The organism is Paracoccus shanxieyensis (assembly GCF_009711265.1).
GTDB lineage: Bacteria > Pseudomonadota > Alphaproteobacteria > Rhodobacterales > Rhodobacteraceae > Paracoccus > Paracoccus shanxieyensis.
Map to the genome: position 1 here is coordinate 128529 of NZ_WMII01000012.1, position 15436 is coordinate 143964.

At 65.4% G+C, this 15436-nt stretch carries 17 protein-coding genes; 4 read left to right on the forward strand and 13 right to left on the reverse strand.

Features of this window, described 5'->3' with window-relative positions; all coding sequences use genetic code 11:
* Positions 1-56 precede the first annotated feature (56 nt).
* Together mutL and GL284_RS13750 are read left to right on the forward strand one after the other, a co-directional pair.
* Positions 57-1853, forward strand: a complete 1797-nt coding sequence (mutL, locus tag GL284_RS13745) for a DNA mismatch repair endonuclease MutL (protein ID WP_155045205.1) — start codon at positions 57-59, stop codon at positions 1851-1853.
* Positions 1854-1898: 45 nt separating this feature from the next.
* Entirely contained in the window at positions 1899-2270 is a 372-nt protein-coding gene (locus GL284_RS13750) for a DUF3775 domain-containing protein (protein ID WP_155045206.1), read from the forward strand.
* Positions 2271-2276: 6 nt separating this feature from the next.
* Here GL284_RS13750 and GL284_RS13755 read toward each other — a convergent pair whose 3' ends face one another.
* The 5 genes from GL284_RS13755 to GL284_RS13775 all read right to left on the reverse strand — a co-directional run bounded on the left by GL284_RS13755 (position 2277) and on the right by GL284_RS13775 (position 7291).
* Positions 2277-3449 carry a PQQ-dependent sugar dehydrogenase gene (locus tag GL284_RS13755; RefSeq protein WP_155045207.1) on the reverse strand — a complete coding sequence of 391 codons (1173 nt, stop codon included), beginning with the start codon at positions 3447-3449 and terminating at the stop codon, positions 2277-2279.
* A gap of 72 nt (positions 3450-3521) precedes the next feature.
* Entirely contained in the window at positions 3522-4577 is a 1056-nt protein-coding gene (locus GL284_RS13760; protein ID WP_155045208.1) for a saccharopine dehydrogenase, read from the reverse strand.
* Between the two features lie 11 nt (positions 4578-4588).
* Entirely contained in the window at positions 4589-5431 is an 843-nt protein-coding gene (locus GL284_RS13765; protein WP_155045209.1) for a C40 family peptidase, read from the reverse strand.
* A complete protein-coding gene (locus GL284_RS13770) occupies positions 5431-6840 on the reverse strand; it encodes a leucyl aminopeptidase family protein (RefSeq protein ID WP_155045210.1) in 1410 nt (469 codons plus the stop codon). Before GL284_RS13770 ends, GL284_RS13765 begins: the two co-directional genes overlap by 1 nt.
* Positions 6841-6913: 73 nt before the next feature.
* The gene (locus tag GL284_RS13775) at positions 6914-7291 is read right to left on the reverse strand and encodes a hypothetical protein (protein ID WP_155045211.1); all 378 of its coding nucleotides are present in this window, start codon (positions 7289-7291) and stop codon (positions 6914-6916) included.
* Between the two features lie 144 nt (positions 7292-7435).
* Between GL284_RS13775 and GL284_RS13780 the strand changes: the two genes are divergently transcribed.
* Positions 7436-8089, forward strand: coding sequence for a carbonic anhydrase (locus GL284_RS13780; RefSeq protein ID WP_155045212.1), 654 nt, complete (start codon positions 7436-7438; stop codon positions 8087-8089).
* An 8-nt stretch (positions 8090-8097) separates the two neighbouring features.
* Here the strand turns inward: GL284_RS13780 and GL284_RS13785 are convergent, their stop codons facing one another.
* The 8 genes from GL284_RS13785 to GL284_RS13820 all read right to left on the reverse strand — a co-directional run bounded on the left by GL284_RS13785 (position 8098) and on the right by GL284_RS13820 (position 15120).
* On the reverse strand, positions 8098-8649 hold the full coding sequence (locus GL284_RS13785) for a biotin transporter BioY (RefSeq protein ID WP_155045213.1): 552 nt from the start codon (positions 8647-8649) through the stop codon (positions 8098-8100).
* Entirely contained in the window at positions 8649-9263 is a 615-nt protein-coding gene (locus GL284_RS13790; RefSeq protein WP_155045214.1) for a CbiQ family ECF transporter T component, read from the reverse strand. The genes GL284_RS13785 and GL284_RS13790 overlap by 1 nt, the downstream gene beginning before the upstream one ends.
* Entirely contained in the window at positions 9238-9963 is a 726-nt protein-coding gene (locus GL284_RS13795; protein ID WP_155045215.1) for an energy-coupling factor ABC transporter ATP-binding protein, read from the reverse strand. Before GL284_RS13795 ends, GL284_RS13790 begins: the two co-directional genes overlap by 26 nt.
* Before the next feature lie 67 nt (positions 9964-10030).
* On the reverse strand, positions 10031-11089 hold the full coding sequence (locus GL284_RS13800; protein ID WP_155045216.1) for a sn-glycerol-3-phosphate import ATP-binding protein UgpC: 1059 nt from the start codon (positions 11087-11089) through the stop codon (positions 10031-10033).
* On the reverse strand, positions 11090-11950 hold the full coding sequence (gene ugpE / locus GL284_RS13805) for a sn-glycerol-3-phosphate ABC transporter permease UgpE (protein ID WP_155045217.1): 861 nt from the start codon (positions 11948-11950) through the stop codon (positions 11090-11092).
* Positions 11943-12824: a sn-glycerol-3-phosphate ABC transporter permease UgpA gene (ugpA, locus tag GL284_RS13810; RefSeq protein ID WP_155045218.1), complete on the reverse strand. Its 882-nt coding sequence runs from the start codon at positions 12822-12824 to the stop codon at positions 11943-11945. The genes ugpE and ugpA overlap by 8 nt, the downstream gene beginning before the upstream one ends.
* A gap of 52 nt (positions 12825-12876) precedes the next feature.
* The gene (ugpB, locus tag GL284_RS13815) at positions 12877-14172 is read right to left on the reverse strand and encodes a sn-glycerol-3-phosphate ABC transporter substrate-binding protein UgpB (RefSeq protein WP_155045219.1); all 1296 of its coding nucleotides are present in this window, start codon (positions 14170-14172) and stop codon (positions 12877-12879) included.
* Positions 14173-14343: 171 nt separating this feature from the next.
* The gene (locus GL284_RS13820) at positions 14344-15120 is read right to left on the reverse strand and encodes a DeoR/GlpR family DNA-binding transcription regulator (RefSeq protein ID WP_155045220.1); all 777 of its coding nucleotides are present in this window, start codon (positions 15118-15120) and stop codon (positions 14344-14346) included.
* 49 nt (positions 15121-15169) lie between these two features.
* Between GL284_RS13820 and GL284_RS21545 the strand changes: the two genes are divergently transcribed.
* The coding region (locus GL284_RS21545) for an FGGY family carbohydrate kinase (RefSeq protein ID WP_230383064.1) at positions 15170-15436 on the forward strand (267 nt) is incomplete at its 3' end.

The window sequence follows — 15436 nt, forward strand, 5'->3', positions numbered from 1 at the left end:
CATGCCCGATGCGTTTCGCCTAGCGAATCCGGGACCTGAATGCTAAATATGGGGGCATGAATTCCCATGCCCCCAATATGCGCCCTGTCATCCGGCAATTGGACGAGGCCGCCGCCAACCGCATCGCGGCGGGCGAGGTGGTCGAGCGTCCGGCCTCGGCGGTCAAGGAACTGGTCGAGAATGCGCTGGATGCCGGGGCGGTTCGGATCGACATTGCCATTGCCAAGGGCGGCAAGGCGCTGATCCGCGTCAGCGATGACGGTTGCGGCATGACCGCCGAGGATCTGCCGCTGGCCTTGTCGCGCCACGCCACCTCGAAGATCGACGGCAGCGATCTTCTGGACATCCGCAGCTTTGGCTTTCGCGGCGAAGCCTTGCCCAGTCTGGGGGCGGTCGGGCGGTTGGTGCTGACCAGCCGCGCGCAGGGCTTCGAGGCCGCGCAACTGACCGTGACGGGCGGCAGGCTGGGTGCGGTGCGCCCCGCTGCGGGCAATCGCGGCACGGTGGTCGAGTTGCGCGATCTGTTCTTTGCCACCCCTGCGCGGCTGAAATTCCTGCGCAGCGACCGCGCCGAGACGCAGGCCATCGTCGAGGTGATCCGCCGTCTGGCCATGGCCGAGCCCTATGTCGGCTTTAGCCTGACGGATGAGGATGAGGGCCGCGTGCTGTTTCGCGCCGATGCCGAGCAGGGTGATCTGTTCGGTGCCTTGCAGACGCGGCTGGCCCGGGTGATGGGGCGCGATTTCATCGACAATGCGCTGGCCATCGATGCCAGCCGCGACGAAATCAGCCTGACCGGCTTTGCCGCGTTGCCGACCTATTCGCGCGGGGCTGCGGTGGCGCAGCATCTGTTCGTCAATGGCCGCCCGGTGCGCGACAAGCTGCTGACCGGGGCGATGCGGGCGGGATATATGGACGTGCTGGCGCAGGGCCGGCATCCGGCGGCGGTGCTGTTTGTCACCTGCGATCCGCATTCGGTCGATGTGAACGTGCATCCCGCCAAGGCCGAGGTGCGCTTTCGCGAACCCGATGCCGCGCGCGGGCTGGTCGTCTCGGCCTTGCGGCATGCGCTGGCGGGGGCCGGGCATCGGTCGTCCAGCACCGTGGCCACGGCGGCCTTGCAGGTGGCGCAGGTCGAGCCGCAGCGTCCGTCGTACCAGGCACCCGCGCGTCCCTCGGGCGCGGCCATCGCGGCCAGTTTCGGCTTTCAGGCGCCGGGGTTTTCCGAAGCCCCCAGTGCCCGCGTCGAGCCGGAACCCGAGACTGATGCGACCGAGGCGCCGCTTGGTGCGGCGCGGGCGCAATTGCATGAGAACTGGATCGTGGCGCAGACCGCCACCGGCATCGTCATCGTCGATCAGCACGCCGCGCATGAGCGTCTGGTCTATGAGCGGCTGAAGGCGCAGGCGGCGGCGAACGGCATTCCCGCTCAGGCGCTGCTGATCCCCGAGATCGTCGAGCTGTCCGAGGCCGATGCGCAGCGGATCCTGTCGATCGCGGATGAACTGGCCGCCTTGGGGCTGGTCATCGAAGCCTTTGGCGGTGGCGCGGTGGCGGTGCGCGAGGTTCCGGCGATGATCGCGCGCATCGACGCGCCACGGCTGATCCGCGACATTCTGGACGATCTGGCGGATCAGGGCAGTTCGGACCGGCTGCGGGCGCGGGTGGATGCGGTCTTGTCGTCGATGGCCTGCCATGGCTCGGTCCGGTCGGGCAGGCGGATGACCGGCGATGAGATGAACGCGCTGCTGCGCGAGATGGAGCGGACGCCGAAATCGGGCCAGTGCAACCATGGCCGCCCGACATCGATCGAGTTGAAGCTGTCGGATATCGAACGGCTTTTCGGGCGTTGACGCCCGCGTCCCACGGCGCGACACTTGCCCGCAGGAGGTGCCGCCATGCTTGAGATCACGCCGGACAAGATTGCCCATGTCATCATCCGCGCCCGCGAATATGACAGCGGCGTCAATGCCTGGGCCCATACCGGCCAGCGCACGGGCCATGGCACCCAGACCGAGCTTGCCGAATTCATCGCCGCCTTGAACGACGACGAAAAGGCCAGTCTTGTTGCGGTGATGTGGATCGGCCGCGACACCTATGCCGCAGACGAACTGTCCGAGGCGATCCGGACCGCCAAGGCCGAAAGCCGCTCGCCCACCGAGACCTATCTGATGGGCGAGCCGCAGCTTGCCGATTACCTCGAGGCCGGGCTGGAAGCCCTTGGCATCTCACCCGAAGATGCCGAGGACGACCTGCAACACCCGGTCTGATCCGGATCAGCGCGTCAGCCGGATCAGCGCCCCGTCCTCGGCATCCGTCAGCACCATGATCGAGCCGTCCGGCGCTTCGGCCACGTCGCGGACACGGCCGATGCCTTCGGCCAGATGCTGTTCGCCGACCACGCGGTCGCCGTCCAGTTTCAACCGCACGACCGATTGCGTTTTCAGCCCGCCGACCAGCGCGTCGCCGCGCATTTCGGGAAACATCTCGCCCTGATAAAAGGCCATGCCGCTGGGCGCGATCACGGGATCCCAGTAATAGATCGGCTGCTCCATCCCATCGGCGGCGGTCAGGCCCTGCCCGATGGTGGCGCCGCTATATTCCACGCCATAGCTGATGGTGGGCCAGCCGTAATCCTTGCCTGCCTCGGGGCGGTTCAGCTCATCCCCGCCCTTGGCGCCGTGTTCGACGGTCCAAAGCTGGCCGTTGGCGTCCAGCGCGGCGGATTGCAGGTTGCGGTGACCCCATGACCAGATCTCGGGCTGACCGCCGCCATTGGCAAAGGGGTTGGTCGACAGACCGCGCCCGGTTTCCGGGTCGATGCGCAGCACCTTGCCCAGATGCGTGTTCACATCCTGCGCCAGCGGGCGCGCATCCGTGACCGAGCGTTCGCCGGTGGTCACGAACAGCATCCCGTCGCGGTCAAAGACCAGACGCGACCCGAAATGCTTGTCGGACTCCCATGCGGGCTGCATCTGGAAGATGACCTTGGCACCCTCGATCGCGGTGCCGTCCTGCGACAGCGTGCCCGAGGCGACGGCCAGCGCGTTCTTGCCATCCTCGCGCGGTTCGGCATAGCTCCACCAGACGCGGCGGGTGTCGTTGAAATCGTCGCGCACGGCCACATCCAGCAGACCGCCCTGTCCACGGGCATCGACTTCGGGCAGGCCGGTCAGCGGCTCGGACAGTTGCCCGTCATGAAACAGCCGCATCCGGCCGGGCTTTTCGGTGATCAGCCAGCCGCCATCTGGCAGGACGGCCATGCCCCACGGGTTTTCCAGCCCCGAGATCACGGTCTGGCTTTGGACCTGCACATCGGTCAGCGCAGGCGCGCGGGTCTGGCCCTCAAACGCGGGCTGCTGGGTCGGCGCATTCGGCGGCGCGTCCTGCGCAAGCGCAGGGGCAGCGGCGAGAGTGGCGAGAAGGGCGAGTGTGGATACAGGCTTCATGGTCACTTTCCGTCGGTTGCAAAGGTTCCCTTGCCAACTGGCGGAAAGCCGCGTCGTTCCCTGACATTTCCGTCAGATAGCTGCCGCGTGCTGGCGAAACAATGCCTCGGCCCGCTGCCATGGTTCCTGCTCTGGCCCGTCCAGCATCATCAGCACCGGCAGCAACTGCCGCGCGAAGTCCTGCGCGCTTTCCAGCGGCAGCAGCGAGGGCAGGTTGTCGATGGCCATGACATCCAGCACCGGCGCCTCGGCGACCCGCACCACCGGCGCCGCCCAGTCCGTCGCGCGGTCATAGACCGGCACCGGGTTGAAATCGCTGGTCGGATCGCAAGCGACATCGCCGATGACGGTCAGGTTGCGCGGCGCGTTCAGCGCATCCGGGCCCACAAAGACCGGCGTGCCGGGCCGGGCCAGAATGCAGTTGATGAACAGATCATGGGTCAGGATCTGCGGGAACGGACCCCCGCCCGCGGTTTCCGCCATGTCCCATTTCGTGACCGGGACGCCCATCTGTTCCAGCAGATCCGCAGCCCCCGAGCCGACGCGGCCAAGCGCCCCGATGACGATGGCGCGCGGGCGGGGCTGACAGGTGGCGTCGATCTGGGCCAGCAGATCCTCGGTCATGGCGGCTTGGGTCGGGTAGCTGTCCACCGGGCCGCAGACCGTGCCGCGTTTTTGCGCGGCCCATGCCTTCAGCGACACCGCCGCCCCGGCAAATCCCGCCCAATAGCCGAAGGCGGCCAGACGGCGCCCGGTCGCATCGGTCAGATATTCCAGATCCAGCAGCGCCCCGCCGCCGTCGCGAAAGCGGCGCAGCAGTTCGGGCCCTGCGGCCTGACCCTTATAGGCATGGCCGAACATGATGTGGCGATGCGGCAGGGGGGTGCCGTCCTCGGGCAGTTCCTTCAGACCAAAGATGATCGCGTCGCGCGGCGCCTCGGGCCAGCTTCCTTCGGGGACCGAGGTCGCGCCGGCGGCGATGAAATCCTCGACCGGCAGGATGCGATGCGGGCTTTCCTCGATGCTGATGCGGAAGCCGCGCGCGATCAGGTCGCGCACGCCGTCGGGGGTGATGCCGACGCGGCGTTCGTTCGGGCGATGTTCGGTGCGGATCCACAGATGCGTCATGGCCTGGTCTTTCACGGGAAAAGGGTTTGCGCGGCAAGATCGGGGCGGCGCGCGCCACGGAACGGCCCCTGACCCGCCGCGTCGATGCGGGCGATGGCGGTTTGGATGGGTTCGATCACCACGCTCATGGTGAAGGCGGTGGCATGGATCATCCGGGTGTCGTCCAGCGCGATGGCGACATGGCCGGGCCAGAACAGCAGATCGTTGCGGCGGATGTCCTGCACCACGGCAAAGGCTGCCTGCTGCATGTCGCTGTCGCCGGGGCAGGCCACGCCGCAGGCCGACAATCCGGCCTGCGCCAGACCCGAGCAGTCTATCCCCCAGCGGCTGTTGCCACCCCACAGATAGGGCGTGCCGATCAGCGTCAGCGCGACAGCGGCCGGGTCGGTCGCGGGCTGGTCGCCAAGATGCTGGACCGGCACCCAGCCGCCCTGCGCCAGCCGGGCGAACCCGTTCTGCGTCGCCGTGACCGACAGTCGCGCGCCAAGAGACAGGCTGGCCGTTTCCGGCGTCTTCATGTCGGGCCGGTCATAGACATGCGTGGCGGGTGCGGTGACGCGATGGGTGACGGGCGGCCGTTCGGTCGTCAGGGTCGCGGCCTTGATCCAGCCGCAATAGGCATCGGCCTGCGCCTGCACAAAGGCCCAGCCATCCCGATCGTCGATGACCAGCACATCGGCGCCGAAATTCAGTTGCCGGTCGCGCGCCTCGCCGGGCGTGCGGCACAGATCCGCCAGCGGCACGGCCAGCCGCGCGGGCTTGCCGGGCGTATAGGCGGGACGGGGCAGGGTGTTGCGCAGCGTCTCAAGCGCGATGCGGTCGGTGGCGGGGGTCAGGCGGCGATCATGAGGCATCACAGAATATCCGGCAGCGCGTTCAGAATGGCCCGCATGCCCTGTCCCGTGCCGCCCTTGGGGCGACCGGGCGCGGCGCCGGGTTGCCAGCCATAGATGTCGAAATGCACATAGTGCCGCGCCGTCTGGGTAAAGCGCCGCAGAAACAGCGCCGCCGTGATCGCCCCCGCGAAACCGCCGCCCGGCGCATTGTCCAGATCGGCGATGGCGGGTTCGATCATCGTCTCATATGGCTCCCAGAAGGGCATCCGCCAGATCGGGTCGGCATTGGCCATGCCCGCCCCCTGCAAGGCCGCCGCCACGGCATCGTCATCGCAAAAGAACGGCGGCAGGTCCGGCCCCAGCGCCACGCGCGCAGCCCCGGTCAGCGTCGCCATCGAGATCAGCAGATCCGGCGCGTCCTCATCGGCCAGGGCCAGCGCATCGGCCAGAACCAGACGGCCCTCGGCATCGGTATTGTTCACCTCGACCGTCAGGCCCTTGCGGCTGGTCAGCACGTCGCCGGGCCGGAACGCATTGGCCGATATGGCGTTTTCCACCGCCGGGATCAGCACGCGCAGCTGCATCCCCCGCGTCAGGCCAAGCCGCGCCAGCGTGTCGGCCAGCCCCAGCACATTGGCCGCACCGCCCATGTCCTTTTTCATCAGCCCCATCGAGGCGGGCGGCTTGATGTCCAGCCCCCCGGTGTCAAAGCAGACGCCCTTGCCCACCAGCGTCAGCTTTGGCCCGTCGCCCGCAAAGCGCAGGTCGATCAGGCGCGGGGCCTGCGCTGCGGCGCGGCCCACGGCGTGGATCATCGGAAAGTTGCGGGCCAGCAGATCATCGCCCGCAATCACCATGACCTCCGCGCCATGGCGTTCGGCCACGGCCCGCGCCGCCGCCTCGAGATCGGCGGGGCCCATATCCGAGGCGGGCGTGTTGATCAGGTCGCGCGCCAGATATTCCCCCGCAGCCAAGGCCAGCAGGCGGTCGGCATCGACGCCATCGGGGCAGACCAGCCGCGCGCCCGGCGCCTCGCCCTGCTTGTAGCGGGTGAAACGGTATTGCGCGAACAGCCAGCCCAATGCGCCATTGGCCAGATCGACATCGCCGCCCGGATGGACGATGCGCCAGCTGCCCTTGGGCAGCGTCTCGGCGGCCTTGGCCAGCAGGAAGCGTTCGCGTGCCGGGCGGTCGCCGGGTTGTGCGGCAGGCCCGATGCCGAACAAAGCGCCCGCGATCCCGCCCGAGGCCTGCGGCAGCAGGCAAAGCTGGCCCGCCCGCCCGGCAAAGCCCTGCGCCTTGGCCCATTCCGTGCCGGTCGTGCCCAGACCTTCAGGCAGGTCGGGGCCGTTCTTGCCCGGTCGGACCAGCCACAGGGGCAGGGCATCGGCTGCGGGATCGGCGAATTCGGCAAGCGGCGTGGACATGGGTGTGGGGCCTGTTCTTGTGTGTGGCGCAAGGGTAGCGTTCCGCTGGCCGCCCGCAAGACCCCGAACGCCGTCAGCCGTCGCCGGGCGCATCCCAGATCTGTGTCAGCGACTGGTTCCCGATGCGTGCCAACCGCGCCGAGGTGGCCGCAAGCGCCGTATGGTCCCGCCGTTCCGCGCAGCTTCCGACATCGATGGCAACGCCTGCCAGTGTCACCAGACCGACCTGCCACGCCAGACGCGACAAGTGATCGGCATGCAATGTGACATCGGCCAGCGCGACTTTCTCGGCGGCCTCGGTCGTGCGGTTCAGCGCCAGCGCCAGCTGCTCCAGCGCCGCGCCAATGACATGAACCGCCGTCGTCTCGCCCAGTTCGGTGACGATCTGTTCCAGCCGGTGCATGTCGATCGCCACGCTTTCTGCGACGGCCAGTCGTGCAATCTTGGTCATCGGTCCATTCCGCGCCTTTTGTTCTGAAGGCCGAAACTGTCACGAACCCATCAAGAAATGGTTGAGGCCAAACCGCTAAACCTCTCGAACTTTATCGGATTGGCGTGTATCAAGGCGCGTCGGGATTAGAGGTGAGACATACCCATGAAACAGGCTCGTCCGCTGCCGCATTACCTTGTCCAGCGCTATCAGGGCTGGCGCGCGACCTCATTCAACGAAAACCGCGCGTGGTATCGGCGCCTTGCCGATGAAGGTCAGCGCCCGCGCGCCATGGTCATTGCCTGTTGCGATTCGCGTGTCCACGTCACCTCGATCTTCGGTGCGGATTCCGGAGAGTTCTTCATCCACCGCAATATCGCCAACCTCGTGCCGCCCTATCAGCCCGATGGCCAGCAGCACGGCACCTCGGCCGCGGTCGAATATGCGGTGAACGCGCTGAAGGTCACGCATCTGGTCATCGTCGGCCATACCCATTGCGGCGGCGTGGCGGGCTGCCATGCGATGTGTTCGGGCCACGCACCCGAGCTTGAGGAGAAGACCAGCTTCGTCGGCCGTTGGATGGACATTCTGCGCCCCGGCTATGAGCGGGTGCTGGAGCTGCCCGAGGGCGAACAGGTGCGCGAGCTTGAGCGGCAGGCCGTGCTTGTCTCGCTGGAAAACCTGATGACCTTCCCCTTTGTGCGCGAACGGGTCGAGTCGGGCGATCTGTCGCTGCATGGCGTGCTGCATGACATCGGTGACGGCACGATCCTGCAATATGATCCGACCGCCGACCGGTTCGTCCCGGTCAGCGGCTGACCTTTGGTTCAGCGGTTCGCGGCCCAGGCCATGGCCTGTGGCCGCGCCTTGGCGATGGCACCCACCAGCATGCCCGCCACGGCAGCTTTCAGCAGGTCACCGGGAATGAAGGCGGTCATCAGCATCAGGCATTCCGGGATGGATTTGCCAAGCGCCAGCGACATGCCGACCACGCCCATCGCATAATCCACCCCGATGAAGCCGATGGCCGAGGCAAGGCCGACGCGCAGCGCAATGGGTTGCATCGGCACCTTTTCCACCAGCATGCCGATGGCCCATGCGGCAAAGGGAAAGCCGATCAGAAAGCCCGAGCTTGGCGCCATGAAGGCCCCAAGACCGCCGCGACCGCCCGACAGCAGCGGCAGGCCGATCGCCACCAGCAAAAGCAGCAGCGCCACGGCCAGAAAGCCGCGTTTCGCGCCCAGCACCGCTCCGGCCAGCATGACGCCAAGCGCCTGTGCGGTGATCGGCACGCCGAAGGCCAGCGAAATCGGCGGCACCGCGCCAAGTGCGGCGATCAGGGCCGTGAACAGCGCGATCTGCGCGACGTTTCTTTCCATTAGTCCTCTCCTTGCGGTGATATACCGCCCCGCGCCCGCAGCGCCTCGGCCAGATGGTCTGCGTCGTCCAGCGCCAGCAAGGCCAGCGGCAGCACGATATTCCAGTTTGCCCGGCGATGCGAGCGGGCGCGCCATGCCTGCATCAGCGCGCGCGCCTTGCCGATCAGCGTTGGCACGAAGCGGATGACCAGCGGAATCGCGGCCTCAAGGATCCCGACCGGCAGACCCAGCCGGCGCAGCGGCGAAAACAGCCGGTGGACCACATCGCTAAGCGCCGACAGCGTGGTCGTCATCGTCACCAGATTGGCCAGCGCGACCACATTGACGATGCGCAGCGCGATATGCGCGCCAAGCGCCAATTCGCCGATCCACGCGTGCCAGACCAGCAGCAACACGGCAAAGGGCCACAGGATGCGCAGATGCCGCAAGCCATGGATCAGGAAATCGCGGCCGGGCAGCGCATAAAGCCCCAGCACCACCGCCAGCGCCACGATCTGCACCCAAAGACCCGGCAGCAGGAACAGCGCGGTCGTGGCAAGGGCCAGCGCCGCCAGCTTGGCCCCGGCATGCCAATCCTGCGCGCGCGTCCTAACCGGCGAGCTGAGCGAGATCATCCTGCCCCCCGTCGCGGATCATCTGAGCGGTGAAATCCTCCAGCAGCTCCAGCCCGCCGGTCGCCCGGATCTGGCCGCGATCCAGCCAGAAAAGCTGGTCATAATCCTGAAGGTCGCGCGGGTCGTGGGTGATATGCACGATCCTTGCACCGCAGCCGTCCAGATGCCGGACAAGCTGCATCCGTGTCGGGATGTCCAGCCCGGCGAAAGGCTCGTCAAGGATCAGCCAGCGCGGGCGCATGGCCATCACGGCCATCAGGCACAGCAGGTGCTTCTGGCCTTGTGACAGGGCATCGGTATTGGCGTCCTGCCAATGCGATTTGCCGAATGTCACCAGCGTGTCCAGCGCGATCTGGCGGGCCTCGGCCTTGCTGCGGCCCTGCTGGCGCAGGCCAAAGACCATTTCCTCAAGCACCGTGGGAAAGATGATCTGATGTTCTGGGTTCTGAAACAGGATGCCCACCGTGGCAATGGCCGCGCGGCGGTCCTGCCATGTATCCACGCCCTCGATGCGGATCTGGCCTTCGCCGGGCTGGATCAGCCCGGCCAGCAGCCGCGCCAGCGTGCTTTTGCCCGAGCCGTTGCGCCCCACGATACCCACGCGCGGCCCCGGCAGATGCAGCGAGATCGGCCCAAGCACCGGGCGCGGGCCTATCGCATAGGCCAGCCCTTCAACCCTGATGCCGGTTTCCGGCTGCATCGCGATCTTCCTTGGTTCCGGTCGCAGGAATACGATTGATTAGCATCTTTGCGCCGCAAGGAAAGGGTCAGTCGTTCAGCCGCTGCCCGGTTTCAGGATCGAACAGATGCAGATGCGCGGGGTCCGGGGCCACTGTGACCACATCGCCGCGCGTGGCCTGCGTCGTGCCGGGCAGGCGCAGCGTCATCGCCACATCCGTGCCCGCGATATGGCCATAGCCAAAGGCATCCGCGCCCAGCCGCTCGACCGAGCGCAGCTCGACCGGGATGCCCTGGCCCGGCACCGGATCCAGCGTCAGATCCTCGGGGCGCAGGCCCAGCCGCAGCGCGCCTTGCGGCAGCGCCAGCGCCAGATCGTGCCCGCCGGGCAGCTTCACCCGCTGGCCGTCCGATTGCACTGTCAGGATGTTCATCGCCGGAGAGCCGATGAAGCCCGCCACGAATTCCGTCGCCGGGCGCTGATACACCTCAAGCGGGGTGGCGATCTGTTCCGCCACACCCTTGTTCATCACGATCAGACGGTCGGCCAGCGTCATCGCCTCGACCTGATCGTGGGTGACGTAAAGCGAGGTCTGGCCGGTGCGCAGGTGCATTTCCTTGATCTGCAACCGCATCTGCACCCGCAACTTGGCGTCCAGATTGGACAGCGGCTCGTCCAGCAGGAAGGCTGCGGGATTGCGCACCAGCGCCCGGCCCATCGCCACACGCTGACGCTGACCGCCCGAAAGCTCGCGCGGTTTGCGGTCCAGATAGGGCTCAAGCTCCAGCATTTTGGCCGCATCGGCAACGCGGGCGTCGATATCGCCGCGCGACATCTTGGCGATCTTCAGGCCATAGGCCATGTTTTCACGCACCGACATATGAGGGTAAAGCGCATAGTTCTGAAACACCATGGCGATGTCGCGTTCGCGCGGTTCAAGGTCGTTCACCACGCGGTCCCCGATCTGGATGGTGCCGCCGGTGATCGCCTCAAGCCCGGCCACCATGCGCAGCAGCGTGGATTTGCCGCAGCCCGAGGGGCCGACGATCACCACGAATTCGCCATCGGCAATATCCATGCTGATGCCGTGGATGACCTGATTGCCCGCATAGGATTTGCGAACGTCGTTCAGTTGGATGCGGGCCATTTACTTCTCCGTTTCCACCAGTCCCTTGACGAACCAGCGCTGCATCAACACGACCACAAGGATCGGCGGCACGATGGCCAGCACGGATGTGACCATGACAAGGTTCCAAGGCGTCTGCGCATCGGTGAAGGAAACCATTTTCTTCAGCGCGATGACGATGGTGTTCATTTCGTTGGAATTGGTGACCAGCAGCGGCCACAGATATTGCGTCCAGCCATAGATGAACTGAATCACGAAGATCGCCGCCACATTGGTCAGCGACAGGGGCCACAGGATGTCCTTGAAGAACCGCCACGGCCCGGCGCCATCGACGCGCGCGGCCTCCAGCAGTTCGTCCGGGATGGTCATGAAGAACTGCCGGAACAAAAGCGTCGCCGTGGCCGAGGCGATCAGCGGCAGGATCAGGCCGGGATAGGTGTCGATCAGGCCCAGATCCACCATGACCTTGTAGGTCGGCTGGATGCGCACCTCGACCGGCAGCATCAGCGTGATGAAGATCAGCCAGAAACACGCCATGCGCAGCGGAAAGCGAAAGAACACGATGGCATAAGCCGAGGCCATCGAGATCACGATCTTGCCAATGGCGATGCCAAGCGCGACCAGCGTGGTATTGCCCAGCAGCCGCCACAGGCTGACGCCGCCGATCTGGCCGATGCGGCCGGAAAAGGCCTCGCCGTAATTCGTGGCGGCCTCGGGGCCGGGCAGCAGCGGCAAGGGCGGGCGCAGGATGGTGGCCGTGGAATGGGTCGAGGCGACGAAGACGTAATAGACCGGAAAGGCCACCACGATCACGCCAAGGATCATCCAGAAATGCGCCATGGCGCGGCCCGCGCCGCGGGGGGCAAGGGGGTTGTCAGCCATAATGCACCCTCCGTTCGATAAAGCGGAACTGGAAGGCGGTCAGCGCGATCACGATCACCATCAGGATCACCGATTGCGCGGCGCTGTCGCCCATGATGAGGTTCACGAATCCGTCGTTATAGACCTTGTAGACCAGCGTTTCGGTCGATCGTCCGGGGCCGCCGCCGGTCACCGCATGGATGATGCCGAAGGTGTCGAACAGCGCATAGACCGTGTTCACCACCAGCAGAAAGAACGTCGTCGGCGCCAGCAGCGGAAACACGATGGTCCAGAAACTGTGCCGCCGGGTCGCGCCGTCGATGGCCGCCGCCTCAAGCAGCGATCTTGGGATGGCCTGCAGACCGGCGACGAAGAACAGGAAATTATAGCTGATCTGTTTCCAGACCGAAGCCGCGACCACCAGCGTCATCGCGTGATCGCCGTTAAGAAGCGGGTTCCAGTTGATCCCCATCTGACGCAGCGGCCATGCCAGCGTGCCGAAACCGGGGTTGAACATGAACAGCCACAGCATCCCCGCAATCGCCGGCGCGACCGCATAGGGCCAGATCATCAGCGTGCGGTAAAACCCCTTGCCGCGAATGACTTTTTCGGCCTGCACCGCCAGAAACAGCGCAATCGCCATGGCGAAAAATGCGACCAGCGCCGAAAACACCACCGTGACCTGAAGCGCGTTCAGATAGGCCGGATCGGACAGAACCTTGCGAAAATTCGCCAGCCCCACGAAGGTCGTCTTCAGCCCGAAGGGATCCTCGCGCAGCACCGACTGGCGAAACGCCTGCGCGGCAGGCCAGTAGAAAAAGATCAGCGTGATCGCCAGTTGCGGCGCCAGAAGCAGCCATGGCAGCCATTTATGCGGAAAGACCGTGCGTCTCATCCGTGCCCCCTTCCTGGATGGGCGGGCGCCCGTGGACGCCCGCCGACCGTCATCAGTTTCCGTAGGCTTCCTTGATGGCGGCATTGCCGCGTTCGGTCGCGTTCTTCAGCGCGGTGGCGGCGTCCTGCTGACCGGCCAGCATCTTTTCATATTCCTCGTTCTGGATGTCGCGCAGCTGCGGCAGGTTGGCCGAGCGCACCCCCTTGGAATTCGCGGTCGGCGGCTTGCCCGACATCTGCAGGATCGGCACTTCGCGGGCCGGGTTCTTGTCATAGAAACCCGATGCCTTGGTCGCCTCATAGGCGGCCATCGTCACCGGCAGATAGCCCGACTGTTCGTGCAGATATTGCTGCACCGGGGTCTGCGACAGATAGTTGAAGAAGGCCGCGACGCCCTTGTAGACCTCATCGGACTTGCCGCCCATCACCCATAGCGAGGCACCGCCCGGCGTGGTGTTTTGCGGCGCATTCGGCGCGGTTTCGTCATAGGGCAACTGGCCGATGCCATAGTTGATGCCAGATTTCACGATATCGCCTAACCCGCCCGAGCTTTCGGTCAGAATACCGCATTCGCCCGAGGTGAAGTTCTGCTTGGCCTCGGAGGTGCGGCCGCCATAGACAAAGACCCCCTCTTTCGCCAGATCGGCAAGTTCCTGAAAATGCTTCACATAAAGCGGGCTGTCGATGGCCAGTTCCGGCACGCCTGCCAGACCGTTTTCATTGCTGCCCCAGGGCGTGTCGTTCCATGCGGCGAAGTTTTCGGTATGGATCCAGGTCAGCCAGGTCGAGGTGTAACCGCAGGTTGCAGCGCCCGATTCCTTGATCTTGCGCGCGGCGGCCCAGACCTCGGCCCAGGTCTTGGGCGGGTTTTCGGTGTCCAGCCCGGCCTTCTGGAAAATGTCCTTGTTGTAATACATCACCGGCGAGGACGAGTTGTAGGGGAAGGACAGCATGTCGCCTTCCGGGGTCGAATAATAGCCGACGATGCCCGCCAGATATTGCGACTTGTCGAAGGTGAAGCCGCCTTCCTCCAGCACTTCGGCGATGGGTTTCACCGCACCCTGCGCGGCCATCATCACGCCCGTGCCCACGTCGAAGACCTGAATGATGTCGGGGGCCTGACCGGCGCGGAATGCCGCGATCCCTGCGTTCAGCGTTTCGGGATAGGTGCCCTTGAACACGGGTTTCACCACATAATCCGATTGGCTGGCGTTGAAGTCGCTGGCGATCTTGTTGACCACCTCGTTATTGGCGCCCGACATGGCGTGCCACCAGCTGATCTCGGTCTGGGCCTGCGCGGCAAAGGGCATGACCGCCAGTCCGGCGATCCAGAGGGCTTGGGTTTTCATCATATTTCTCCGTTCAATGAACTCGGGCAAACCGGAGGTTCACGCATGGCCCCGAACGGGGAAGCTGAGCCATGGGCCGGACCCTCCCCGTCCGGCCATTCCTGTAGTGTCCGACCCGACATGCCGCTGTCCCATCGCAAAGCTTCGTGACAGGGGCATGAAGGGCTGGCGTCATGAGACGCTATCCGTCGGGCATATCTGCACATTCGTCCCCCATGTGGCGCAGCGATCCTGCAGTTCGGCGGGCAGGGGGCGGTCGATGAAGACCGTGTCGATTTCGGCGATGCTGGCAATGCGGGCGGGTGCCGGGCGGCCCAGCTTTGAATGGTCGGTGACCAGAAAGGCGTGGCGCGACTGGCGCAGGATGGCGCGGCTGACGCGCACCTCGGCCAGATCGAAATCCAGCATGTCGCCGTCATGATCCAGTGCCGAGGTGCCGATCACCGCGTAATCGACCTTGAATTGTTCAAAGAACTGCGTGGTCAGCTCACCCACCAGACCGCCATCCGAACGCCGCAATGCGCCGCCGGTCACCATGATCTCGCATCCCGGATTGGCCAGCAGGATATTGGCGACATTCATGTTGTTGGTGACGACAGTGATGTTCTTGTGGCCGATCAGCGCGTGGGCGACCGCCTCGGTGGTGGTGCCAAGGTTCAGGATCAGGCTGCAATTGTCGGGAATGGCCGCAGCGCAGGCGGCACCGATGGCGGCCTTGGCCTCGGCGTTCATCCGTCGGCGCGCCTCATATCCCAGATTGACGGCGCCTGCGCGCGGCACCGCACCGCCATGCACCCGGTCCAGCAAGCCCGCCTCGGCCATGTCGCCCAGATCGCGGCGGATGGTCTGCAAGGTCACGTCGAATCGATTGGCAAGATCATCGACCAGCACGCGCCCTTCCAGACGCGCCAGTTCAAGTATCTCGCCTTGTCGGATGCTCAGCGCCATTCGTATCGTCCTTTCTGATCCAAAGTGCCGATGGCAGCCGATTGCGTCAATGCGCGAAACCGACGCCATCGGCGGATTTTCACTCAAATCCGCCGATGAAGATGTTCGCTTTTGTCTATTTCATGCAGAAAGCGAAGGGGCTTGCGGGGCGCGGGCGCTTGCTGTCAGCTTTCCGTTCAGGAGGAAGCGCATGACCCAGATCCTAGCCATCGACCAGGGGACGACGTCGTCCCGCGCCATCATCTTTGACAGCGACCTTCAGGTCGTGGCGCAGGCGCAAGAGGAATTTCCGCAGCATTTTCCGCGCTCTGGCTGG

Coding starts and splice junctions, on each gene's coding strand:
- GL284_RS13755 (WP_155045207.1), bottom strand. CDS start 3,449: ATGAAGCCTGTATCCACACTCGCCCTTCTCGCCACTCTCGCCGCTGCC.
- GL284_RS13820 (WP_155045220.1), bottom strand. CDS start 15,120: ATGGCGCTGAGCATCCGACAAGGCGAGATACTTGAACTGGCGCGTCTG.
- GL284_RS13765 (WP_155045209.1), bottom strand. CDS start 5,431: ATGCCTCATGATCGCCGCCTGACCCCCGCCACCGACCGCATCGCGCTT.
- GL284_RS13795 (WP_155045215.1), bottom strand. CDS start 9,963: ATGCAGCCGGAAACCGGCATCAGGGTTGAAGGGCTGGCCTATGCGATA.
- GL284_RS13790 (WP_155045214.1), bottom strand. CDS start 9,263: ATGATCTCGCTCAGCTCGCCGGTTAGGACGCGCGCGCAGGATTGGCAT.
- ugpA (WP_155045218.1), bottom strand. CDS start 12,824: ATGAGACGCACGGTCTTTCCGCATAAATGGCTGCCATGGCTGCTTCTG.
- mutL (WP_155045205.1), top strand. CDS start 57: ATGAATTCCCATGCCCCCAATATGCGCCCTGTCATCCGGCAATTGGAC.
- GL284_RS13800 (WP_155045216.1), bottom strand. CDS start 11,089: ATGGCCCGCATCCAACTGAACGACGTTCGCAAATCCTATGCGGGCAAT.
- ugpE (WP_155045217.1), bottom strand. CDS start 11,950: ATGGCTGACAACCCCCTTGCCCCCCGCGGCGCGGGCCGCGCCATGGCG.
- GL284_RS13750 (WP_155045206.1), top strand. CDS start 1,899: ATGCTTGAGATCACGCCGGACAAGATTGCCCATGTCATCATCCGCGCC.
- GL284_RS13780 (WP_155045212.1), top strand. CDS start 7,436: ATGAAACAGGCTCGTCCGCTGCCGCATTACCTTGTCCAGCGCTATCAG.
- GL284_RS13775 (WP_155045211.1), bottom strand. CDS start 7,291: ATGACCAAGATTGCACGACTGGCCGTCGCAGAAAGCGTGGCGATCGAC.
- ugpB (WP_155045219.1), bottom strand. CDS start 14,172: ATGAAAACCCAAGCCCTCTGGATCGCCGGACTGGCGGTCATGCCCTTT.
- GL284_RS13760 (WP_155045208.1), bottom strand. CDS start 4,577: ATGACGCATCTGTGGATCCGCACCGAACATCGCCCGAACGAACGCCGC.
- GL284_RS13770 (WP_155045210.1), bottom strand. CDS start 6,840: ATGTCCACGCCGCTTGCCGAATTCGCCGATCCCGCAGCCGATGCCCTG.
- GL284_RS13785 (WP_155045213.1), bottom strand. CDS start 8,649: ATGGAAAGAAACGTCGCGCAGATCGCGCTGTTCACGGCCCTGATCGCC.